19 protein-coding genes and 2 tRNA genes are annotated in these 21,245 nt (G+C 72.5%); 16 read left to right on the top strand and 5 right to left on the bottom strand.

The features are described from left to right. Window positions 1-59 precede the first annotated feature (59 nt). Together BM223_RS25935 and BM223_RS25930 are read right to left on the bottom strand one after the other, a co-directional pair. A complete protein-coding gene (locus BM223_RS25935; RefSeq protein ID WP_038680354.1) occupies window positions 60-1,568 on the bottom strand; it encodes a purine-cytosine permease family protein in 1,509 nt (502 codons plus the stop codon). 7 nt (window positions 1,569-1,575) lie between these two features. Further along, the gene (locus BM223_RS25930) at window positions 1,576-1,995 is read right to left on the bottom strand and encodes a nuclear transport factor 2 family protein (protein ID WP_235318964.1); all 420 of its coding nucleotides are present in this window, start codon (window positions 1,993-1,995) and stop codon (window positions 1,576-1,578) included. 213 nt (window positions 1,996-2,208) lie between these two features. Here BM223_RS25930 and BM223_RS25925 point away from each other — a divergent pair, with 213 nt between their 5' ends. The 5 genes from BM223_RS25925 (at window position 2,209) to BM223_RS25905 (ending at window position 6,224) form a co-directional block, all read left to right on the top strand. Beyond that, the gene (locus BM223_RS25925) at window positions 2,209-3,123 is read left to right on the top strand and encodes an Lrp/AsnC family transcriptional regulator (RefSeq protein WP_038680352.1); all 915 of its coding nucleotides are present in this window, start codon (window positions 2,209-2,211) and stop codon (window positions 3,121-3,123) included. Between the two features lie 114 nt (window positions 3,124-3,237). Continuing rightward, on the top strand, window positions 3,238-4,260 hold the full coding sequence (locus BM223_RS25920; protein ID WP_075018764.1) for a methionine ABC transporter ATP-binding protein: 1,023 nt from the start codon (window positions 3,238-3,240) through the stop codon (window positions 4,258-4,260). Then, window positions 4,257-4,928, top strand: coding sequence for a methionine ABC transporter permease (locus BM223_RS25915; RefSeq protein ID WP_038680350.1), 672 nt, complete (start codon window positions 4,257-4,259; stop codon window positions 4,926-4,928). Before BM223_RS25920 ends, BM223_RS25915 begins: the two co-directional genes overlap by 4 nt. Before the next feature lie 16 nt (window positions 4,929-4,944). Continuing rightward, window positions 4,945-5,877 (top strand): MetQ/NlpA family ABC transporter substrate-binding protein, encoded by a 933-nt coding sequence (locus BM223_RS25910; protein WP_052138844.1) that lies wholly within the window; start codon window positions 4,945-4,947, stop codon window positions 5,875-5,877. Between the two features lie 41 nt (window positions 5,878-5,918). Further along, on the top strand, window positions 5,919-6,224 hold the full coding sequence (locus tag BM223_RS25905; protein WP_038680348.1) for a hypothetical protein: 306 nt from the start codon (window positions 5,919-5,921) through the stop codon (window positions 6,222-6,224). A gap of 37 nt (window positions 6,225-6,261) precedes the next feature. Here the strand turns inward: BM223_RS25905 and BM223_RS25900 are convergent, their stop codons facing one another. Further along, on the bottom strand, window positions 6,262-6,588 hold the full coding sequence (locus BM223_RS25900; RefSeq protein WP_038680347.1) for a hypothetical protein: 327 nt from the start codon (window positions 6,586-6,588) through the stop codon (window positions 6,262-6,264). Between the two features lie 11 nt (window positions 6,589-6,599). Then, a complete protein-coding gene (locus BM223_RS25895; protein WP_038680345.1) occupies window positions 6,600-7,451 on the bottom strand; it encodes a hypothetical protein in 852 nt (283 codons plus the stop codon). A 100-nt stretch (window positions 7,452-7,551) separates the two neighbouring features. On the opposite strand from BM223_RS25895, the gene BM223_RS25890 reads away from it, so the two are divergent. From BM223_RS25890 to lepB, 9 genes are all read left to right on the top strand, one after another. Next, window positions 7,552-10,113, top strand: coding sequence for a putative Ig domain-containing protein (locus BM223_RS25890; protein WP_052138843.1), 2,562 nt, complete (start codon window positions 7,552-7,554; stop codon window positions 10,111-10,113). A gap of 51 nt (window positions 10,114-10,164) precedes the next feature. Next, window positions 10,165-10,977: a fumarylacetoacetate hydrolase family protein gene (locus tag BM223_RS25885; protein ID WP_038680342.1), complete on the top strand. Its 813-nt coding sequence runs from the start codon at window positions 10,165-10,167 to the stop codon at window positions 10,975-10,977. After that, entirely contained in the window at window positions 10,974-12,437 is a 1,464-nt protein-coding gene (gene gltX, locus BM223_RS25880) for a glutamate--tRNA ligase (RefSeq protein WP_038680340.1), read from the top strand. The genes BM223_RS25885 and gltX overlap by 4 nt, the downstream gene beginning before the upstream one ends. Then, a complete protein-coding gene (locus BM223_RS25875) occupies window positions 12,424-13,407 on the top strand; it encodes a CPBP family glutamic-type intramembrane protease (protein ID WP_038680338.1) in 984 nt (327 codons plus the stop codon). The genes gltX and BM223_RS25875 overlap by 14 nt, the downstream gene beginning before the upstream one ends. 45 nt (window positions 13,408-13,452) lie before the next feature. Then, window positions 13,453-13,524 (top strand) — tRNA-Gln (locus BM223_RS25870). Between the two features lie 109 nt (window positions 13,525-13,633). Continuing rightward, a tRNA-Glu gene (locus BM223_RS25865) sits at window positions 13,634-13,706 on the top strand. 264 nt (window positions 13,707-13,970) lie between these two features. Then, entirely contained in the window at window positions 13,971-17,072 is a 3,102-nt protein-coding gene (locus BM223_RS25860) for a M14 family zinc carboxypeptidase (RefSeq protein ID WP_141267504.1), read from the top strand. A 99-nt stretch (window positions 17,073-17,171) separates the two neighbouring features. Then, window positions 17,172-17,696 carry an RNA polymerase sigma factor gene (locus tag BM223_RS25855; protein WP_235318962.1) on the top strand — a complete coding sequence of 175 codons (525 nt, stop codon included), beginning with the start codon at window positions 17,172-17,174 and terminating at the stop codon, window positions 17,694-17,696. Beyond that, window positions 17,693-18,406, top strand: coding sequence for a signal peptidase I (gene lepB, locus BM223_RS25850; RefSeq protein ID WP_038680336.1), 714 nt, complete (start codon window positions 17,693-17,695; stop codon window positions 18,404-18,406). Before BM223_RS25855 ends, lepB begins: the two co-directional genes overlap by 4 nt. On the opposite strand, the gene BM223_RS25845 is transcribed toward lepB, so the two are convergent. Further along, the gene (locus BM223_RS25845) at window positions 18,403-18,858 is read right to left on the bottom strand and encodes a hypothetical protein (RefSeq protein WP_052138841.1); all 456 of its coding nucleotides are present in this window, start codon (window positions 18,856-18,858) and stop codon (window positions 18,403-18,405) included. The genes lepB and BM223_RS25845 overlap by 4 nt on opposite strands. Window positions 18,859-18,971: 113 nt before the next feature. Between BM223_RS25845 and BM223_RS25840 the strand changes: the two genes are divergently transcribed. Both BM223_RS25840 and BM223_RS25835 read left to right on the top strand, forming a co-directional pair. Continuing rightward, window positions 18,972-20,444, top strand: a complete 1,473-nt coding sequence (locus BM223_RS25840; protein WP_038680333.1) for a DNA-3-methyladenine glycosylase 2 family protein — start codon at window positions 18,972-18,974, stop codon at window positions 20,442-20,444. 8 nt (window positions 20,445-20,452) lie between these two features. Further along, the gene (locus BM223_RS25835; protein ID WP_052138840.1) at window positions 20,453-20,941 is read left to right on the top strand and encodes a methylated-DNA--[protein]-cysteine S-methyltransferase; all 489 of its coding nucleotides are present in this window, start codon (window positions 20,453-20,455) and stop codon (window positions 20,939-20,941) included. The last annotated feature ends 304 nt before the right edge of the window (window positions 20,942-21,245 follow it).

Genomic DNA, 21,245 nt, shown 5'->3' with positions numbered 1-21,245 from the left:
GACAGCGTGTTACAGCACCGCTGCCCGGGCCGGTGCCGGCGCCGGTGCCGGGGTGGGAGCTAGTCGCCGACGATCGGGTGGTTCGCAGCCGGCCCGGTCGGGACGAGCGCGGCGCCCTCGGGGCCGTAGGCGTCCGCGGGCTCGGGGAACACGAAGAGCGCGCCCAGGTAGAGGATTGCGGCCAGCCCGAGGCTGATCGGGATGCTCAGGTCGACGCCGTTGGCGTGGTCGCCGAGCCAGCCGACGAACTGCCCGGGCAGGTTGACGAAGAGCAGGCCGACGCCGGCCGAGACGAGCCAGGCGCCCATGGCGCGCCAGTTCCAGCCGTGCGTGAACCAGTAGCGGCCGCCGTGCTGGCGGCGGTTGAAGACCTGGAGCGAGTCCGAGTCGTACCAGCCGCGGCGCACGTACCAGCCGATCATCATCACGACCATCCACGGCGCGGTGCACACGACGATGAGGACGGCGAACGTGCTGATGCTGGTGACCACGTCGATGGCGAACCGGCCGATGAAGATGAACGCGATGGCGAAGGCGCCGATGAACGCGGTGGCCTGCACCCGGCTGAAGGCCGGGAAGACGCTGGAGAAGTCGAGGCCGGTGCCGTAGAGCGCCGTCGTCCCGGTGGAGAGGCCGCCGATGACGGCGATCGCGCAGACCGGCAGCATGAACCAGCCCGGCGAGACGGCGAGCAGGCCGCCGGAGTAGTTGCCGGCCGCGAACAGGTCGGGCTGCGCGGTGGCGACGATGGTGGCGGTGGTGAGGCCGAACGCGAACGGCACGAGCGTGGCGAGCTGGGCGCCGAAGGCGGCGGCCATCAGCTGCCGGCGCGGGGTCTCGCGCGGGATGTAGCGCGACCAGTCGCCGAGGAAGGCGCCGAACGAGACCGGGTTCGACATCACGATGAGGACGGCGCCCACGAAGGCCGGCCAGAACAGCGAGCCGGTCGCGGTTCCGGCGTACCCGGCGTCGAAGTCGCCGGCGAAGGCGACGATGCCGAGCACGAAGAGCAGCGTCGTCGCGACGACCGCGATCTTGTTGACGAGCAGCATGAAGCGGAAGCCGTAGATGCACACGACGAGCACCAGGACGGCGAACAGCCCGTAGCCGAGGGCCAGGCTGACGTCGTTCTGCGGGATCTTGATCGCCCGGTGGGCGGCGCCGATGAGCATGTCGCCCGAGGACCACACCGAGATCGAGAAGAACGCGAGCGCGGTGAGCAGCGAGAGGAACGAGCCGACCACCCGGCCGTGCACGCCCAGGTGGGCCGAGGACGAGACCGCGTTGTTGGTGCCGTTGCGGGCGCCGAAGAGTGCCATCGGCGCGAGCAGGGCGGCGCCGACCAGCAGGCCGATCACGATCGCCGCGGCGCCCTGCCAGAACGAGAGCCCGAAGACGATCGGGAAGGTGCCGAGCACGACGGTGGCGAACGTGTTGGCGCCGCCGAAGATGAGCCGGAAGAGGTCGACCGGCGACGCGGTGCGCTCGTCGTCGGGGATCGGGGCGATGCCGTTGACCTCGACGGTGGTCGCGGACGGCGCGGCGGCGGCGCGGTCGGTGGTGGTCATCGGAGCCTCACTCGGCGATCGGGGACAGGTGCTCGTGGACGGCGACGAGGCCGGTGCCGGTGCGCGTGAAGACGATCGTCTCCCGCTCGGCGTAGGACTCCTCGGCGGCGCCCGTCGCCGGGCGGACCGTCGTGCGGACGGTGTGGGTGAAGATCGCGGCCGGACCGGCGAGCTGGACCTTGCGGTCGGTGCTCGCGCAGGCCAGGACCTGCCAGCCGTCGGTGAGCCAGGACGCCCACAGTGCCTCGTACGCGGCGCGGTCGTCGAGCCGGGCCGGCTCGGTGTGGAAGACGAAGGTCGCGTCGGGGGAGAAGCACCCGAAGTACGCCGTGGTGTCGGTCGCCGCGAAGGCGGCGACGAGGCGGTCCGCGGCGGCGAGGACGGCGGTCTCGTCGAGGTCGGGCTGGGGCTCGGTCACGTCGTCCACGTCGTCCTCCTGCGCTGATCGGTCGGCTGACGCTACGGCGGGGGTGCGGTGGTGACAAGCACAACCGGACGTGGTGATTGCATATCGGCGATCGATCTGCCGGTGGGCTGGGCAGATCCGGCGCGATCTGGGACTCTGGGCGAGACCGGGCTACCGATCTGCCGGTCGCCGTCGCGGAAAGATCTTGCTGCGACTTCGTGCAAGGAGGGACGCGTGGACGACCTCGACGCCCGGATCGTCGCGCTCCTGGCCGGCGACGGACGGATGACGCACCGCGAGCTCGCCCAGCGGACCGGGCTGTCCCGCTCGGCCGCCGGTGCCCGGCTGACCCGGCTGCTCGCCGACGAGGCGGTCGTCGTCCGGGGCGCGGTGAACCCCGCGCTCCTCGGCCAGCGCGAGCTCGGCTACCTCGCGCTCGCCGTCGACGGCCCGGTGCTCCCCGTCGCCCGGGCCGCGGCCGAGCGCACCGACGCCACGCTCGTCTCGGTCACCACGGGGGACCGGCCGGTCGTGGTCGAGGTCCGCGAGCCCGACGCCGCCAGGTTCGGGGCCGCGGTCGCCGAGCTGCGCGCCCTGCCGGGCGTCCGGTCCGTCGACACCCTCGTCTACGCGGCCGTGCACCGCGACGTGCTCGGCCCCGTCGGTCCGGTCACGTGCGAGATCGACGAGATCGACCTCGACCTGCTGCGGCTGCTCCAGGCCGACGGGCGGGCGTCGTACGTCGCGCTGGCGCAGGCGGTCGGCCTGACCCCGGCCGCCGTCCGACGGCGCGTGCAGCGGCTCGTCGCGGCCTCGGCCGTGCGGATCGGCGGGCTCGCCCGGCGTACGCGCTTCGCGGGGCAGGACGTCACCGGCGTCGCGGTCCGCGTCGCCGGCTCGCTCGCCCCGGTGGTGACAGCGGTCCTCGAGCTGCCGGATGTGCTCTTCCTGGCCGCCACCTACGGCCGCGCCGACCTCCTCGTCACGCTCGCCGACGGGCGCTCGCAGCCGGCGCTCGACGTGCTGGAGCGGATCCGCGCGCTGCCCGGCGTCCGCGATGTCGAGACCTGGCGGCACCTGGCGATCGTCAAGGAGTCCTACGACGCGGTGACCCTGGCGCCCGACGGCACGGCTGAAAGGTCTCGTTGATCGGGGGATCGGTCACGCCGTCGGGGCAGGTGACGTCGATCTCTGGCGGAGCCGTCCCGCAAAGTCTATAAATTCAGTCGAGAAACATTGACCGACTGAAACGGGGGACGCCGGATGATCGAGATCGCCGGGCTCACCAAGTCCTACGGGGCGACCACCGTGCTCGACGGGATCGACCTCTCCGTCGGGCAGGCGCAGATCGCCGCGGTGGTCGGGCCGAGCGGCGCCGGCAAGAGCACCCTCGCCCGCTGCATCAACCTCCTGGAGCGGCCCACCAGCGGCACGATCGCCGTCGACGGCCAGGACCTGACCCGGCTCTCGCGCCGCGACCTGCGCCAGGCCCGCCGCCAGATCGGCACGGTCTTCCAGTCCGCGAACCTGCTGCGCCGGCGGACTGCCGCGCAGAACGTCGCACTCCCGATGCGGCACGCCGGCCTCTCCGAGGCCGAGACCCGGCGCCGGGTCGGGGACCTGCTCGAGCGGGTCGGCATGCGGCACCGCGCGAACCACTACCCCTCGCAGCTCTCCGGCGGTCAGCGCCAGCGGATCGGCATCGCCCGCGGGCTGGCCCTCGACCCCGCGGTGCTGCTCGCCGACGAGGCGACGTCCGGGCTCGACCCGGACAGCACCCGGGCCATCCTCGACCTGCTCACCGAGCTGCGCGACGACCTCGGCCTCACCGTCGTCGTGATCACCCACGAGATGGACGTCGTGCGCAGCATCGCCGACGTCGTGGCCCAGCTCGACCACGGCCGGATCGTCGAGCAGGGCGCCGTCGCGGACGTCGTGCGCCGCTCGGACTCGGGGCTCTCGCGGGCCCTGCTGCCGCTGCCGCCGGCTCCCGGCGCCGAGCGGCTGCGGACCTGGAACGTCCGCTACGAGCAGGACGACGTCTCGCCCGTGTGGCTGGTCCAGGCCGGCCGCGAGCTCGACACCGACATCGCCGTCCTCGCCGCGCTGGTCGAGGCCGCGGGGGAGTCCCGCGTGGGCCGGCTCGCGCTCGGGCTCGACCCGCACCTCGACGACCGCCGGGTCACCGAGGTGCTCGCGCGGCACGGCGTCGTCGCGGAGCCGCTGGAGCCGCCGGAGCGGGTGCTGCTGCACGCCGTCCGCGACGCGGGCGCGGGTGCGGCATGACCGTCCTCCTCGGCACGCCCTGGCCCGACGTGCCGGACCTGCTGCTGCCCGCCCTGGGCGAGACCCTGCGGATGGTCGCGGTCGTGATGGGCGTCGTCGTCCTCGTCGGCGGGCCGCTCGGCGTCCTCATCTTCAACACCTCGCCGCTCGGCCTCACGCCGCACCGGCTCGTCCACGTGTCGATCAGCTGGATCGCCAACCTCGGCCGCTCGCTGCCGTTCCTCGTGCTGATGGCGGCCGTGATCCCGGTGACGAAGCTCGTCTTCGGGACCACGATCGGCTTCCAGGCGGCGCTCATCCCCATGTCGATCGCCGGCATCGCCTTCTTCGCGCGGCTCACCGAGAACGCCGTGCGCGAGGTGCCGCGCGAGCTCCTCGACGTCGGCCTCGCCGGCGGCAGCAGCAAGCGCCAGATCATGACGTCCATCCAGCTCACCGAGGCGCTCCCGGGCCTCGCCGCCGGACTGACCCTCAACGTGATCGCGATGATCGAGTACTCCGCGATCGCCGGCGCCATCGGCTCCGGCGGCGTCGGGTACCTCGCCGTCAACTACGGCTACCGGCGCTTCGACGACAACATCATGATCGCCTGCATCGTGCTGCTCGTCGCGCTGGTCCAGCTCATCCAATTCTCCGGTGACCGGATCGTCCGGGCCCTCACCCACTGACCCGAAAGGGATCGTCATGTCCACCACCCAGCAGCCCGGACGCCGTACCTCCGAACCGGACGACGCCATCGACCTCGGCCGCTCTCCGCGCCGTTGGCTCCTCCCCGGCATCGGCGCCGTCGTCGTCCTCGCGCTCGCCGTCTTCCTCGTCGTACGGCTGACCGGCGGGGGCGACGACAAGACCGTCGCCGGCAGCCACTTCGGCAGCGACTTCCAGATCGCCTACCAGGCCAGCAGTGCCTCGGAGAAGGCGTTCCTCGACTACCTGAACAAGGAGATCGCGCCCGACTACGGCGTCACCATCGAGGGCATCGGCATCGAGGACGGCAACCAGCTCGACCAGGCCACCGCCGACGGCAAGTACATCGCCAACATCTACCAGCACAAGCACTGGCTGAAGCAGGTCACCGACGCCACCGGCATGAAGCTCACCGCCCTCGGCGAGGTCTTCCAGTGGTCGTACTCCGTCTACTCGACCAAGCACGCCTCCCTCGACGACCTCCCCCAGGGCGCCACCATCGCCCTTCTCAACGACCCCGCCAACACCGCCCAGGCCCTCTGGATCCTCGAGCGCGCCGGCAAGCTCACCTTCAAGGACGGCGTCGACCCCTGGGCCGCCACCGAGCAGGACATCGCCGACAACATCGGCGGCTACAAGTTCACCTACATGGAGTACGGCGCCGGCCCCCGCACGCTCGACTCCGTCGACGCCGTCATCGACTATAACATGTCCTTCGTCGACGCCGGCACCCCCACGAAGTACCGCATCTACGAGCCGGACGCCCCCAAGGAGTTCGCCGGCCAGCTCGTCGTCGGCACCGCCTACCTCGACGACCCCCAGGTCGAGAAGCTGAAGAAGGTCTTCTTCGACAAGCGGGTCCAGCCCTACCTCGCGGAGAACGACGACCCGAGCCTGTCGGGGCAGCTGGCGCCGGTGTCGGCGGAGTAGGGGCCGGGCGCGGACGTCGTACGCCGTCGTACGCTGCCGGCGTGAAGGACGAGCAGCGCGTGCGCCTGCGGCAGCGACGGTCAGACCGCAAGCGCCTGGCGTGGATCACGGCGTACTTCGGCGTGGGCCTGCTCCTCCTCGGCGCCGCGCTCCTGTGGAGCAACCTCGTCGAACCGCACCTGCCGGACAGCTCGGGCTCAGAGTGGGGATACGGCGGCCGACGTAGTGTTGCCACCGGACTCGGCATCGCCGGCGTGGTCGTTCTCCTGCTCGGTGCCGGGGAGCTCGCGCACCGGGTGTGGTTCGGGGCCCAGAAGCCGGGCCGGCACACCCGGGATGAGCGCTGAGGGCGCCTGGTCCCTCCCGGTCGCCGGCAGCCGGTGGTCAGAACGGCGCGTCGCCGGTGATGTCCTGCCGAACCAACCGGACCTGGCTCGCCGGGATCCGGCGCGGCAGGTAGCGGAAGCCCTCCGGCGACTCGACCAGGTCGCCGTCCGTGACCCCGTCGACCTGCCAGAGGTCGACGGGGCCGCCGGTGTTGTTGATCCGGATGAAGAACTCCGCATCCCTGTCCGTGCCCAGGAAGCAACCCTCCTGCTCGGGCACCGGGCTGCCCGCGATTCCCGGCGCCGCGCCCATCCGGTCCCAGTCGAGACCGTGCGCGGTGATGGACGCGCGATTCAGGCTGGAGGTGACGTGGAAGTAGCGCATGGCGGGGGAGCCTAGGTGGCGACCGCCAGCAACCGCTCGCACTCCGCCACCAACCCCGCCCGCAACGGCGCCGCCCGCTCCGCGAACCCCCGCTGCGCCTCGACGTACGACGCCTTGCCCTCCGCCGTCTCGATCGGCACCGGAGCGAACCCCAGGTCCGCCAGGTCGTACGGCGCCGCGCGCATGTCGAGCACCCGGATGTCCCACGCGAGCTCGAAGCAGTCCGCGACGAGGTCCGAGCAGATGAGCGGTGAGAGCCGGAAGGCGTGCTTGTAGAGGTCCATCCCCGCGTGCAGGCAGGCCGGCTGCTCGAACGCGACGCGGTCGTCGCGGCCGGGGGACAGCGTGTTCAGGGGCCGCGCCGCGGGAGTGAAGAAGCGGTAGGCGTCGAAGTGGGAGCAGGCGATCCGGTGACCCTCGACGACGGCGTCGGTGCCCGCCGGCCCGAGTCGCAAGGGCCAGTCGGCGTGGCGGGTCTCGTCCTCGGTGAGGCGGTAGACCATGGCCCACTCGTGGAGGCCGAAGCAGCCGAAGTGGGGCGCACGGCCGGCGGTCGCGGCCAGCAGCCGGTGCAGGGCCTCGACGAGGGGCCGCTGCGACGCCAGGTACGCCGCCGTGAGGCCAACGCCGCCGGAGGCCACCGGTCCGTACCCCTTGAGCGACGCGTGCTCGGCCGACGCGGGAAGGGTCACGCCGTAGCCGGGGTGCCAGCGGCGGAGCTGGGCGGGCCGGTGGGAGTAGTAGGTGAAGAGGAAGTCGAACACCGGGTGCTTGACGTGCGACTCGCGGCGCGCGAGGTGCGGCGCGATGTACGCGTCGATGCGCGCGGCGTGCGCCGCGGCCCGCTCTCGCCAGGTGTCCACGCCCCCGAGGTTAGTGACCGGTTGTCGCGTTCGGCGGTGGTGGTGCCCTGCGGCGCCTAGCCTGGGCGTCCCCCCACTCGACCTAGCTCCCGAGGTCCTCGTGCTGCTGACGCGCCTGCTCCGAACTGTCCTGCCGCTGCTGCTCGCGGCTCTCCTCCTCACCGGTGTGCCCGGTGTCGCCGACGCGGTGACGAAGCGCACCGTCAGCCTGACGGCCGCACCGGCCCAGGCGCTGACGGGGTCCACCGTGACCTTCGCCGGCCGGCTGACCCGGTCGCCGAAGGGGACGCCGCTCGTCGTCGAGCGCAAGGTGGGCACCCGCTGGACGAAGGTCAAGGCCGCGAAGACGAAGAACAAGGCCGGGACCTATGCGGTCACGCTGGCCCGCCCGACGACGGCCGGCACCTACTACTACCGCGCGGTCGCGCCCAAGCGCGGCAAGCTCAAGGCGGCGACGTCGCGGCCGGTGGCCGTGGTCGCGCAGACCTCGGTCGCCGTCGGTCTCACCGTCGACCCGGCGTCCGTCGTGGACGGCGTGCCGACCACCGTCACCCTGCGCGGCACGGTGCGGCCCTTCGCGACCGGGTCGACGGTCACGCTGCAGAGCAGGTCCGGCGCGGTGTGGGTGCCGGTGACGACGGCGACGCTCGACGCGACAGGCTCCTTCACGGCGACGACGACGGCGTCGGGCGCCACGACCTACCGGGCCACGGTCCCGGCGGGCGGACCCCGGCTCGCCGGCGTCTCGCCGCTGCGGACCCTCGGCGCCACGACGCCGGTCCCGGTGATCGCCACGTCGTCCCTGCCCGACGGCCTGCAGGGCGCCGCGTACTCGAAGCAGCTCACCGCGGTCGGCAGCCCGGCCGGGACCTGGTCGGTGTCCGGCCTGCCCGCCGGCCTGACCTACGCCGCCGCGACGGGCCTGATCACCGGGACGCCGACCGCGGCCGGCACGTCGAGCGTCACCATCGGCTTCACCCAGACGGCCAACGGTGTCGCGGCGAACCCGGTCGTGCTGCCGCTGCACGTCGCGGCCGCGCCCCCGCCGGTGATCGCGACGTCGTCGCTGCCGGACGGTCTGCAGGGCGCCGCGTACTCGAAGCAGCTCACCGCGGTCGGCAGCCCGGCCGGGACCTGGTCGGTGTCCGGCCTCCCCGCCGGCCTGACCTACGCCGCCGCGACGGGCCTGATCACCGGTATCCCGACCGCGGCCGGCACGTCGAGCGTCACCCTCAACTTCACCCAGACCTCCACGGGCGTCGCGGCCAGCCCGGTGATCCTCCCGCTGCTGGTCACCGCCCCGCCGCCGCCGGTCATCGCGACCGGCACGCTCCCGGACGGCGTGCAGGGCACGGCGTACTCGAAGCAGCTCACCGCGGTCGGCAGCCCGGCCGGGACCTGGTCGGTGTCCGGCCTGCCCGCCGGCCTGACCTACGCCGCCGGGACGGGCCTGATCACCGGCACCCCGAACGCGGCCGGCACGTCGAGCGTCACCCTCGGCTTCACGCAGACCTCCACGGGCGTCGCGGCGAGCCCGGTGGTCCTGCCGCTCCGGATCGACGCGACCGTCCCGCTGCCGACGACGGTGCGGCTCAGCGCCGGCGGGCAGCACGGCTGCCGGGTGAAGGCCGATCACACGGTCGACTGCTGGGGCTACAACTTCGCCCAGCAGATCGGCCAGCAGCTCAACCTCCAGGTGCCCCGCAACCCCACGCCCACCCAGGTCGGCAGCGCCAGCGACTGGGTCGAGATCTCGGCCGGCGGCGCGGCCCAGTGGGCGCACACGTGCGGGATCCGCGCCGACCGCAGCCTGTGGTGCTGGGGTTCGAACGTGGACGGCGAGCTCGGCCAGCCCGGCACCGGCACGGAGTTCGTGCCGAAGCGCGTGGACGCCGGCCGCAACTGGGCGAGCGTGAGCTCGGGCTACGCCCACACCTGCGCGATCACCACCGACCGCCAGCTGTGGTGCTGGGGCAACGACACCTTCGGCCAGCTCGGCCGGACCGGCGACGCCGCGCCGGCCCAGGTCGGCACGCGCAGCGACTGGTCGACCGTCTCGGCCGGCTACACCCACACCTGTGCCACGACCACCGGCGGTGAGCTGTGGTGCTGGGGGTTCAACTCGCGCGGCCAGCTCGGCGACGGCACCACGGGCGGCTCCGACGTCCCCGTGCGCGAGGACTCCGACGGGACGACGTGGACCGGCGTCTCGGTCAGCGCCGGCACCAGCTGCGCCCTGAAGAGCGACGCAACGCTGTGGTGCTGGGGCTACAACGCCCACGGCGAGACGGGCACCGGCAGCCCCGGCACCGACCGGCTGGTCCCGACCCAGGTCGGCTCCGCCAACGACTGGGAGTTCGTCTCCGCCACCGGCGGCAGCGGCCAGGGCAACCACGCCTGCGGGGTCAGGACCAGCGGCCAGCTCTGGTGCTGGGGCCACAACAACGACGGGGAGCTGGGCACCGGCGACACCGTCGCCAGGGCGACGCCGGTCCGGGTCGGGACCGACTCCGACTGGGCCCAGGTGGCCACCGGCGGCACCATGACCTACGCCCTCAAGGACGACGGAACCCAGCGCGCGTGGGGCAACAACTTCCAGGGCCAGCTCGGCACCGGCGGCGTGAACGCGGGAAGCCTGGTCCCGGTGACGATCCTGCCGTGAGCGCCGGCTGACGATGACGGTGGCGCACGCCGCGCCCGATAGGCTCGCGGCGTGCGCATCGTCCGTTTCACCACAGGGGAGGAGCCGTCGTACGGCGTCCTCACCGGCGACCTCGACGAGTACGGCCAGCCCGGGGACGACGCCGTGGTCGTCGGCCTCGCCGGCGACCCGCTCTACGTCGGCATCAAGCTGCTCGAGAAGGAGTACCGGCTCGACGACATCCGCCTGCTGGCGCCGGTCCTGCCGCGCAGCAAGGTCGTCGGCATCGGCCGCAACTACGCGGCCCACGCGGCCGAGCTCGGCAACGAGGTGCCGTCCGAGCCGATGATGTTCCTCAAGCCGAACACGAGCGTGGTCGGCCCCGGCGACGTCATCCGCTACCCGGCGCAGTCGTCGAACGTCCACTACGAGGGCGAGCTCGCCGTCGTCATCGGGCGGATCTGCCGCGACGTCCCGGTCGAGCAGGCCACCGACGTCATCCACGGCTACACGATCGCCAACGACGTGACGGCGCGCGACCTGCAGAAGGCCGACGGTCAGTTCACCCGGGCCAAGGGCTTCGACACGTTCTGCCCGCTGGGCCCGTGGATCGAGACCGATCTCGACCCGAACGACTTCGCCCAGGGCCGCCGGGTGCAGACCTTCCTCAACGGCGACGTCGTCCAGGACGGCACGACGGCCGACATGATCTTCGACGTCCCCGCGCTCGTCGCCCACGTGTCGAGCGTGATGACGCTGCTGCCGGGCGACGTCATCCTCACCGGTACCCCCGAGGGTGTCGGACCCATGGAGGTCGGTGACGAGGTCGAGATCTCGATCGCGGGCCTCGGAACCCTCACGAACAAGGTGGAAGCACGCGCATGAGCAACGTCCGAGTCCGGATGGCCCCGTCCCCGACGGGCAGCCCCCACGTCGGCATGATCCGCACCGCCCTCTTCAACTGGGCGTTCGCCCGCCACCACGGCGGCACGTTCGTGTTCCGCATCGAGGACACCGACAAGGAGCGCAGCACCGACGAGTCGCTCCGCTCGATCCTCGACCTGATGCGCTGGCTGGGTCTCGACTGGGACGAGGGCCCCGAGGTCGGCGGCCCCCACGCGCCGTACTTCCAGAGCGAGCGCAGCGACCTCTACGTTGACGCCCTCGCGCGGCTCAAGGAGAGCAGCCACACCTACGACTGCTACTGCACCACCGACGAGGCGACCGCGCGCCGCAAGGCCGCCGGCTCCAAGGTCCAGGGGTACGACGGCTTCTGCCGCGAGCTCACCCCGGAGCAGGTCGACGCCTTCGTGGCCGAGGGTCGCAAGCCCGTCGTCCGGTTCCGGATGCCCGACGGCTCGATCACCTGGAACGACCTGGTCCGCGGCGAGGTGAGCTTCGAGACCGAGTTCGTGCCGGACTTCGCGCTGGCCCGTGCCAACGGCGACCCGCTCTACACGCTCGTCAACCCGGTCGACGACGCGCTGATGGAGATCACCCACGTCCTGCGCGGCGAGGACCTCCTGTCGTCGACCCCGCGCCAGATCGCGCTCTACGCGGCGCTCGAGGAGGTCGGCATCGCGAAGGCGACGCCGCAGTTCGGCCACCTCCCCTACGTGATGGGCGAGGGCAACAAGAAGCTCTCCAAGCGCGACCCCGAGGCGCACGCGCTGGCCTACCGCGACCAGGGCTACCTGCCCGAGGGCCTGCTCAACTACCTCGCCCTGCTGGGCTGGGCGATCGCGGCCGACCGCGACGTGTTCACGCTCGACGAGATGGTCGAGGCGTTCGACGTCACCGACGTCGTCCCCAACCCCGCGCGCTTCGACCTGAAGAAGTGCGACGCGATCAACGCCGCGCACATGCGCCGGCTCTCGACCGACGAGATCACCCACCGGGTGCTGCCCTTCCTCAAGCGCGACGGCGTCGTCAGCGACCCGGTCAGCGACGCCGACGCCCAGCTCCTCGAGCTCGCGATGCCGCTGGTGGCCGAGCGGATCAACAAGCTGGCCGAGGCCAGCGGCCTGCTCGCGTTCCTGTTCGTCGACGAGGCCGACTTCGCCGTCGACCCCGAGGACGCCGCGAAGCAGCTCGGCGAGACCGGCCGGCCCGTCGTCCAGGCCGCCCACGACGCGCTCGCCGCGCTGACCACGTGGTCGACCGACGCGATCCAGACCGCGCTCCAGGACGCGCTCGTCGAGGGCCTGGGCCTCAAGCCCCGCAACGCCTTCGGCCCGGTCCGGGTCGCGGTGACCGGCAAGCGCATCTCGCCGCCGCTGTTCGAGTCGCTCGAGCTGCTCGGTCGCGACCGCAGCCTCGGACGACTGCAGCGTGCCCTCGGCTGACGGCGCGCTGCGCCTGCGGTACGACGAGCTCCACCGGCTCGGGCCGGCGGGGGCCTGGCGCCCGTTCGCCGGGATCCCCGCCCTGGTGGTGCTCTTCTTCATGGGCCAGGTGGTCCTCAGCGTCGTCGTGACGACGATCCTGGTGGCCGGGGGCGACACCTCGAAGGAGGCGGTCGACCACCTCTCCGGTGATCCCACGACGCCCGCCTTCCTCGCTCTCGTCAACCTCGGCTGGGCGGTGGCGATCCCGATGGTGTGGCTGGTCGCTCGCGCCCTGCACGAGCAGCGGCCGGGGTGGGTCGCGTCGGTGGTCGGCGCCTTCCGCTGGCGCTGGTTCGCCGCGTGCCTGGGCATCGCGGTGGTCTCGCTCGCGCTGACCCTGCTCGTCTCGACCGTGCTGCCCGACCAGGGCGCCGGCTCCGTCGACGTCGGCGACCAGCTCAACCCCTGGACGTCGACCGTGCGCGACTTCCTGCTCGTCATCGTGCTGCTCACCCCGCTCCAGGCGGCGGGGGAGGAGTTCGTGTTCCGGGGCTACCTCGCGCAGGCCTTCGGCGGGCTCGCCGCCGGCTTCGGCGCCCGGACGGGAGCGGCGGTCGCGGTCGTCGTCCCGGCGGTGCTGTTCGCGCTCGCGCACGGCCTCGGCCAGGACGTCCCGATCTTCTTCGACCGGCTCGCCTTCGGTCTCGTCGCCGGCCTGCTCGTGCTGCTCACCGGCGGCCTCGAGGCCGGCATCGCGATGCACGTCCTCAACAACTTCTTCGCGTTCGGGCTGGCCCTCGCGTTCGGCGACATGACCAGCGCCCTGAACCCCACCGGCGGCACCTGGTGGGCCATTCCGGTGACCCTCACGCAGTCGCTGAGCTACCTGCTCCTGGCGGTGCTCGCGGCCCGCCGGCTGGGCGTCGCGGACCGCACGGATCCCGCCACCAGTGGGGCCATTTTGGAGGCGCGGCGGGGCCGCGTGTAGTGTTCCTCGTCGGCCGGGTCCTTCGGGATCGGGCCGATGCAGCAGTGGTCTATGGTGTAATTGGCAGCACGACTGGTTCTGGTCCAGTTAGTCTAGGTTCGAGTCCTAGTAGACCAGCGAGTTCTCGCGAGAAGGCCGAGACGGACGCCGATTTGGAGTCCGGGAGGCGAGATCGCTAGAGTTCCGCAGGTCGCTGAGAGACCCCCTCGGGGAGATCCGGCGACATGCCCCCGTTGTGTAGCGGCCTAGCACGCCTGCCTCTCACGTAGGTAGCGCCGGTTCGAATCCGGTCGGGGGTACAGAGTCGGGCCCGGTCCTCAGGACCGGGCCCGAATGCGTTTTCCGGCCAATCGTCTCGACCGACCGGCGAATCGGGGCCCTGTGCTGGACTCCTTGTCCTCTCGACCGGGCTCTCGTGCGCCATCCGTCCAGTCGTAAGGCGGTTTTCGGATCTCGTGGTTGACGCCCGCGAAGGGCTGCCGCTTAGGTGAGCGCACACTTCTTGTGATGTCTCTCACGTCCTGAGGAGTGCGACCCCCCGTCCCCCACCCCGAGGGTTGATCGTGTCTGCATCCACACATCTGAGAAGGAAGCGCTGGGCGGCGTCCGCTGCCGGACTGGCGTTGTTCGGGCTCGTGGTCGGCGTCATGCCGAGCGAGTCGACGGCCGCGACCGGGCCCCGCGCCCAGGCGGCGCCGGACGACCCGGTCCTCGAGCGCAGCGCCGACGAGACGCCCGAGGTCGTCGAGATCGTCGTGCCCGGAACGGCTGAGCTCGACCGGCTCGTCGCGACCGGCGTCGACCTCGACCACGGCGTCCACCAGGAGGAGGACGGCCTCGCCGTCCACGCCGTCGTCACGCCCGGCGAGGTCAAGCAGCTCAAGGCGCTCGGCTTCGCGGTCGGCGGGACGCTGCTCGCCGCCGAGGACAGCGAGGCCGCGGTCGCCGAGCGCGACGCCACCATCGCGGCCCACCAGCAGACGGCCGACGCGCTGGACGACGAGGCGACCGACCCCGACACCAGCGACGTCAAGATCCTCCGCGCCGACTACTACACCTCGTTCGGGACGCCGGTCCTCGCCGTCGAGGCGCAGGTCGCCAACGGCGCGAACGTCACCACTCTCACCGTCGAGCGCGACAGCGGTCCCGGCACGGCCTTCGGCAGCGGCGGCACGCAGAACATCTCCCGGTTCGTCGACGCGGGCGTGTACATGTACCACACCGGCGCCAGCTCGACTGGCCTGACGACGCGGCCCGACCGGGTGCGGATCACCAGCGCCAGCGGCGACGTCGCGATCCTCAAGGTCCGTGACTGGCTGCCCACCACCGAGGGCGAGCCGGACCCGTTCAAGGGCCCCGGCTACCAGCAGGACTTCATCCAGTCCTACCTCGACCCGACCCAGCTCTACGACCGGATCAAGCAGCTCGCGCTGACCTACCCCGAGCTCGCCGAGATCGTCGAGCTGCCCTACAAGACCAACGGCTACCGGCGCCTCGCGCAGGCGATGGTCGGCCCGACGGCGAACAACCCCACGGCGATCTCGCAGCGCTTCGGCCTCGACTCGGTGGCCTGGGGGCACGAGGGCGGCAACGGAATCACCGTCGAGGTCGTCCACCCGGCGGCGTCGAACGCCCTGCTGAGCATCGGTGTCAGCGACAAGGCGATCACCGTCTCGTCGGCCACCGACGCCGGCAGCGTCGCCACGAGCACGTCCGCCCAGATCGTCGCGGCGATCAACGCCACCCCCGCCGCGGCCGCACTGGTCAAGGCCTACACCTACCGCGGCGACGCCGGAGCGGGCGTCGTCCCGGCGACCGCCCCGGTGGCACTGTCCGACGGCCTCAACGCGCCGGCGTCCATCTCCCGCGACCCGCAGCAGGTCTACGCCATCAAGATCGGCAAGGTGCGCGACGGCTCGAAGCCCGGCGTCTTCTACTACGCACAGGAGCACGCGCGCGAGTGGGTGCCGCCGCTGGTGACGATCGAGACCGCCGAGCGGCTGCTCCGCAACTACGCCACCCACGCGGGCACCCGTGACCTCGTCGACAACCTGGAGATCTGGATCCTCCCGTCGGTCAACCCCGACGGCGGCCACTACTCCTTCTACGACTTCGCCAGCCAGCGCAAGAACATGACGCGCTACTGCGGCGTCGAGAGCACCGGCGACTTCGGCTCGCGCAACTCGTGGGGCGTCGACGTCAACCGCAACTACGACCTCTACAGCGCGTTCGACGGCTACAGCGGCGCGTCCACCACGAGCTGCACCAGCGGGACGTCGGCCGGCCCGGCCGAGCTCTCGGAGCCCGAGGCGAACAACGTCGACTGGGTCGCGGCGCACCCCAACATGACGTTCTCGATGAACGTGCACAGCTCCGGCAACTACTTCATGTGGTCGCCGGCGTCCTACAAGGCGGCCGGTCGCGAGACCGCGCCGGTGCCCACCCTCGAGGAGGAAGGCCTGTTCTGGGGCGCCTCCTCGCGGATCCTGACCGCCATCAAGCGCCACCGTGGCCTGAGCGTCACGCCCGCCCGGACCGGCCAGGTCGTCGACGTGCTCTACTCGGCAGCCGGGAACTCCGGCGACATGCTCTGGTACAAGTACGGCATCTACGCCTGGGACTTCGAGGTCGGCACGACCTTCCAGCCGCCGTTCGAGAACCTCGAGAACCCCAACGGAGCCTCCGCCCACGCGGAGAGCCAGGAGTTCGCCAACGGCCTCGTCGAGATGGCCCGGGTCGCGCTCGACCACGAGCGGGACGACGTGCCGCCGGTCTCGACGGTCGCGGTGACCGCGGCGCCGTCCGCACCGGGCAAGGTCAACGTCCGGTTCGAGACGAACGAGCCGGCGGCCGTGTTCTACACGCTCGACGGCACCGTGCCCAACCTCGGCTCGGAGCGCTACGACGCCGACGGTCTCCGCAACACGCTCGGTGAGCGGCTGAAGGTCGACGCCGGCGCCGAGGTCCGCTGGATCACCGTCGACAGCCGCGGCAACGTCGAGCGGCACTTCGTGCCGGGCAAGGACCGCAACTACCGCACCTGGAAGGCCGAGGTCGGGTACGAGGAGCCGCTCGCGTCCAGCGCGACGTCCCTCAGCCTGAGCCCGGCGACCGTCAAGGTCGGCGCGCGCGGCGTCACCGCGCAGGTCGAGGTGACGGCCACCGGAGCCGGCGACCAGCCGGCGCCCTCCGGCGTCGTCACCCTGCGCGACGGCGACGTCGTGGTCGGCTCGGGCGAGATCGACGACAGCGGTGTCGCCTCGATCCCGGTCGGCGCCTTCCCCAAGGCCGGCACCAAGGTGCTGACCGCCGAGTACGGCGGCGACGCCGCCTTCGCGCCCAGCGTCTCGCCGGGCGCCGTCCTCAAGGTGGTCAAGGCCGCGTCGACGGTCACCGCCCAGGTCAAGACGGCCACGGTGACCCCGAAGAAGCGGGCCAAGCTCAAGGTCGTGGTCGCGGCGCCCGGCGCCAAGATCTCCGGCACCGTGCTGGTCCGGGTCGACGGCCGCCTGGTCGCCTCGCGCGCCGTCGCCGCCAACGGCAAGGTGACGCTGTTCCTGCCGAAGCTGCGTCGGGGCAAGCACACGGTGCAGGTGACCTACCTGGGCAGCGCGAACCTCACGCGGTCGTCGACGACGACGAGGTTGAAGGTGGTCCGCCGCTGATCTCGTCGAACAGGTAGCGGGCGGCCGACGCCGTCACGACCGGAGACCTCGGGGCCCGGTCGTGACGGTCGTCGGCCGCTCCTTTGCAACGATTCCGTCGTGGCTCTCGTCTACCTGGGTGTGAGAGACCAGGACGAGGCCGCGTTCACCGCGTTCGTGGCCACTTCGGGCGATCGGCTCCTCCGGTTCGCCCGGCTGCTGGTCCTCGACCACGGTGAGGCCGAGGACGCGCTGCAGGAGGCGCTGACCCGGCTCGCCCGGCACTGGCACCGGACCGAGACGCCCGAGGCCTACACCCGCACCATCCTGGTCAACCTCGCCCGGGACCGCGGGCGCCGCCGCCACCTCGTGCCCACCCCGGCCGAGGACGTCGAGCCCGAGCGCGGGGCACCCGCTCCGGACCCGGCCGACGCCCTCGCGGCGCGGCGCCGGCTCGACGTACTGCTGGCCAGCCTGCCGCCGAAGCAGCGGGCGACGGTCGTGCTGCGCGTCGTGGAGGACCTCAGCGAGGCCGAGACCGCGCGCATCATGGGCTGCGCCGCCGGCACTGTCCGCAGCAACCTCTCGCGTGCCCTGGGCAGCCTGCGCGACCGCCTCGGCGACTCATTGGAGGCGATGTCATGACCACGTCGGTCGAGAACGAGATCCGCACGCTCGCCGCCGTCGCGGGGCGCGACACCAGCACGCCGGTCGACCTCGCGGCCCGGGCTCTGCGCGGGGCGCGCCGCACCCGCCGGCGGCGTCCGGCGATCGCGGCGGGGGTGGTCGCCGTCGGCCTGGGGGTCTCCTGGGGCGCCGGGCGGATCGGCGCCGGTCCCTACTACGACGAGCTCCAGCCGAGCGCGGGCATGGCGCCGACGATCGCCATGGGGGAGTCGGTGACGTTCCACCGCGACCTCGCCGCCGAGCAGGGCGATGTCGTGCGGATCTCGGTGCCGGGGGTGCCCGTGCCGCTGCTGACCCGGGTCATCGCGGTCGGCGGTACGACGGTGAGCTGCCCGGCTCGCCCTGACGGAACGTGCGCAGGGGTGCTCGTCGACGGCCGACCCAGTACCGACGACTACCTCGCCGCGCTGCCGTCGGAGCCGTTCGCGGCGGTCGACGTGCCGGCGGGCGACGTGTTCGTGCTCAGTGACAACCGCGCCCGGGCGGTCGACTCACGCGTTCTCGGACCGGTCGCGGCGAGCGGCATCGAGGGCGTCGCCGTCGCGGTCCGGCGCGACGACAGCTACGTTGCCATCCCCGGTGCGCCGAGGCACGCCGTCCCCGGCGACGCCGACCCGGTCGATCCGATCGGTCCGGTCCCGCCGGCCGGCGGCGCTCCCGCGGACTAGTCCGTCCGGTTCTTCGACCGCGCCGCGGCGCTCTGCTTGGCCGCCCGCGTCCGCGGCGGCGTCGGGTCGGTGCCCACGACCGCGAACACCGGAGCGGTGAGCCTCTCCAGCGCGGCGACGGCCTCGGCATGGCGCTCGGCGAGCGAGGCGACGACGCCGGCGAGCTCGGCCTGGGCCTCGGCGAGCGTGTGGACGGTGTCGGCGAGCTCGCGCTGGCGGACGATGAAGTCCTGGAGCGGCTGGGCCGTCGCGCCGGCGAGGCCGGTGATGCCGGTGGCCAGCCCGGCGACGGCGCCGGCCAGGTCGCCGACCTGCTGGGCGAGCTCGTCGGGCTGGGTGATGCCGGTGACGGCGGTGTCGCGCACGGTCCGCAGCACGTCGCTGGTGAGCTTGAGCGCGGCCTGCTGAGACTTCAGCAGCAGGTCGATCGGGTTCAGGGGAGCATCCGCCATGCCGCCCAGCGTCGCAGATCCGGCGGCTCCGCGCTCGCGGCTGTCGCGGGGCGCTCGGCTGTCATGTCCGATTTCCGCGAGAGAGTGTCGGTGCGCCCGGGCAGGATGGACGCATGACGACCGCCGAGAGCCTCGACTTCGAGCGCTGCTACACCGCCGTGCAGTCGCGCGACCGCCGCTTCGACGGGGTCTTCTACACCGCGGTCCGCACGACGGGCATCTACTGCCGCCCGTCCTGCCCGGCCCGGACGCCGGCCTCCCGCAACGTCTCCTTCCACCGCACGGCCGCTGCCGCCCAGACCGCCGGTTACCGCGCGTGCAAGCGCTGCCTGCCCGACGCGACGCCGGGCAGCCCCGAGTGGAACCTCGCCGCCACCGTCGCCGGGCGGGCCATGCGCCTCATCGCCGACGGCGTCGTCGACCGCGAGGGCGTCGAGGGGCTCGCGACGCGGCTCGGCTACACGTCGCGCCACCTGGGCCGGCTGCTCACGACCGAGCTCGGGGCCGGGCCGCTCGCGCTCGCGCGCACGCAGCGCGCCCAGACCGCGCGGGCGCTCGTCGAGAGCACGACGCTCAGCCTCGCCGACGTCGCGTTCGCGGCGGGCTTCTCGAGCGTGCGGCAGTTCAACGACACCATGCTCGAGGTGTACGACGCGACGCCCAGCCAGCTGCGCGGGCGCAAGACACCCGCGCCCGGCCCGGTCCCCGGCGCGATCGACCTGCGGATCGCCGTCCGGACGCCGTTCCGGGGAAGTGCGCTGCTGCGCTTCCTCGCCGCGCGGGCGATCCCGGGCATCGAGGTCGCCGAGGTCGGTGCCGACGGCAGCGGCTGGTACGCGCGGACGATCGACCTGCCGCACGGGCCCGGCGTCGCGCGTGTCGACCTCACCGACCTGGACGACGTCGGGACGTCGTACGTGCCGCTGCGGCTGGTGCTCGACGACCTGCGCGACACGGCGGCGGCACTCGCGCGGATGCGCGCGATGCTCGACGCGGACGCCGACCCAGTCGCCGTCGACGGGCACCTGTCCGCCGATCCCGTGCTGCGACCGCTCGTCGCGGCGCGGCCGGGCCTGCGCGTCCCGGGACACGTCGACGGCGCCGAGATCGCCGTCCGCGCGGTGCTGGGCCAGCAGGTCACCGTCGTCGCCGCCCGCACCGCCGCCGCCCGCCTCGTCGCCGCCCACGGCCGGCCCGTCACGACGACGGTCGAGGGCCTGACCCACCTGTTCCCGTCGGCGGCGACCGTCGCGGCACTCGACCCGACCGACTTCAAGATGCCGCGCGCCCGCGGCCGGGCACTGATCGGGCTGTCCGCGGCGCTCGCCGCCGGCGACCTGGCGCTCGACCGCGGCCCCGACCGCGGCGACGTCCGCCGTGACCTGATCGCGCTGCCCGGCATCGGCCCGTGGACGGCCGACTACATCGCCCTGCGCGCCCTCGGCCACCCCGACATCTGGCTGCCGACCGACGTCGGCGTCCGCCACGCGCTGGCCCGGCACGAGGGCGCGGTCATCGATCCGGAGGCATGGGCGCCGTGGCGCTCCTACGCCCTCCTGCACCTCTGGACGTCGTTGGAAGGATGAGCACAACCATGTGGACCGTCATCGAATCGCCCATCGGACCGCTGCGCCTGGTCGAGCAGGACGGCGCGATCACCGCCATCGAGTTCTCCCCCTTCCGCGACGGCGCCCGCCCGATCGGCCCCGAGGACCCCGACACGCCGGTGCTCGTCGCGGCCGCGCGCCAGCTCACCGAGTACTTCGCCGGCGACCGCCACGAGTTCGACCTCCCCCTCGCGCCCGCCGGCAGCGCCTGGCAGCGCTCGGTGTGGGCCCAGCTGCTGGGCATCGGCTACGGCGAGACCGCGTCGTACGGCGACATCGCGGCGCGCCTCGGCAAGACCAACGCCGCCTCGCGCGCGGTCGGCACCGCCAACGGCGCCAACCCGATCCCCATCGTCATCCCGTGCCACCGGGTGATCGGCGCCAACGGGACCCTCACCGGCTACGCCGGCGGGCTGGACCGCAAGCAGCTGCTGCTCGAGCTGGAGTCGGAGCCGCTGCAGGACGCGTTGTTCTAGGCTGCGGCCTTGCGGGCAGTTTCACCGCCTAGGCGGTGAAACTGCCGGTGGGCATAGGGAGTTCCGTGCGCTCACCGCCAGTTTCGTCGGCCCAGTAGCGCACCCGCCGCGGAGCGTCGTTCTGCGGCGCGGGCGCGGGCAGTTTCACCGCCTAGGCGGTGAAACTGCCGGTGGGCATAGGGAATTCCGTGCGCCAACCGGCGGTTTCGTCGGCTCAGCCGCGAGATCTGGCCAGCGCGCGACGGTCTGGGACGGCGTGCCCGCCGCGGGGATGCTCGCAGATCGCCGCCCGCCGTGCGCTCGT

The sequence above is a fragment of the Pimelobacter simplex genome (genome assembly GCF_900114845.1).
Lineage (GTDB): Bacteria > Actinomycetota > Actinomycetes > Propionibacteriales > Nocardioidaceae > Nocardioides > Nocardioides simplex.
The sequence above is the reverse complement of the archived record's forward strand: the minus strand, read 5'-3'. Positions and strand labels throughout refer to the sequence as shown.

Excerpts from the sequence above, each read along its gene's own strand:
- gltX (WP_038680340.1), top strand. The coding sequence starts at position 10,974 with ATGAGCAACGTCCGAGTCCGGATGGCCCCGTCCCCGACGGGCAGCCCC.
- lepB (WP_038680336.1), top strand. The coding sequence starts at position 17,693 with ATGACCACGTCGGTCGAGAACGAGATCCGCACGCTCGCCGCCGTCGCG.
- BM223_RS25840 (WP_038680333.1), top strand. The coding sequence starts at position 18,972 with ATGACGACCGCCGAGAGCCTCGACTTCGAGCGCTGCTACACCGCCGTG.
- BM223_RS25935 (WP_038680354.1), bottom strand. The coding sequence starts at position 1,568 with ATGACCACCACCGACCGCGCCGCCGCCGCGCCGTCCGCGACCACCGTC.
- BM223_RS25835 (WP_052138840.1), top strand. The coding sequence starts at position 20,453 with ATGTGGACCGTCATCGAATCGCCCATCGGACCGCTGCGCCTGGTCGAG.
- BM223_RS25920 (WP_075018764.1), top strand. The coding sequence starts at position 3,238 with ATGATCGAGATCGCCGGGCTCACCAAGTCCTACGGGGCGACCACCGTG.
- BM223_RS25845 (WP_052138841.1), bottom strand. The coding sequence starts at position 18,858 with ATGGCGGATGCTCCCCTGAACCCGATCGACCTGCTGCTGAAGTCTCAG.
- BM223_RS25915 (WP_038680350.1), top strand. The coding sequence starts at position 4,257 with ATGACCGTCCTCCTCGGCACGCCCTGGCCCGACGTGCCGGACCTGCTG.
- BM223_RS25900 (WP_038680347.1), bottom strand. The coding sequence starts at position 6,588 with ATGCGCTACTTCCACGTCACCTCCAGCCTGAATCGCGCGTCCATCACC.
- BM223_RS25910 (WP_052138844.1), top strand. The coding sequence starts at position 4,945 with ATGTCCACCACCCAGCAGCCCGGACGCCGTACCTCCGAACCGGACGAC.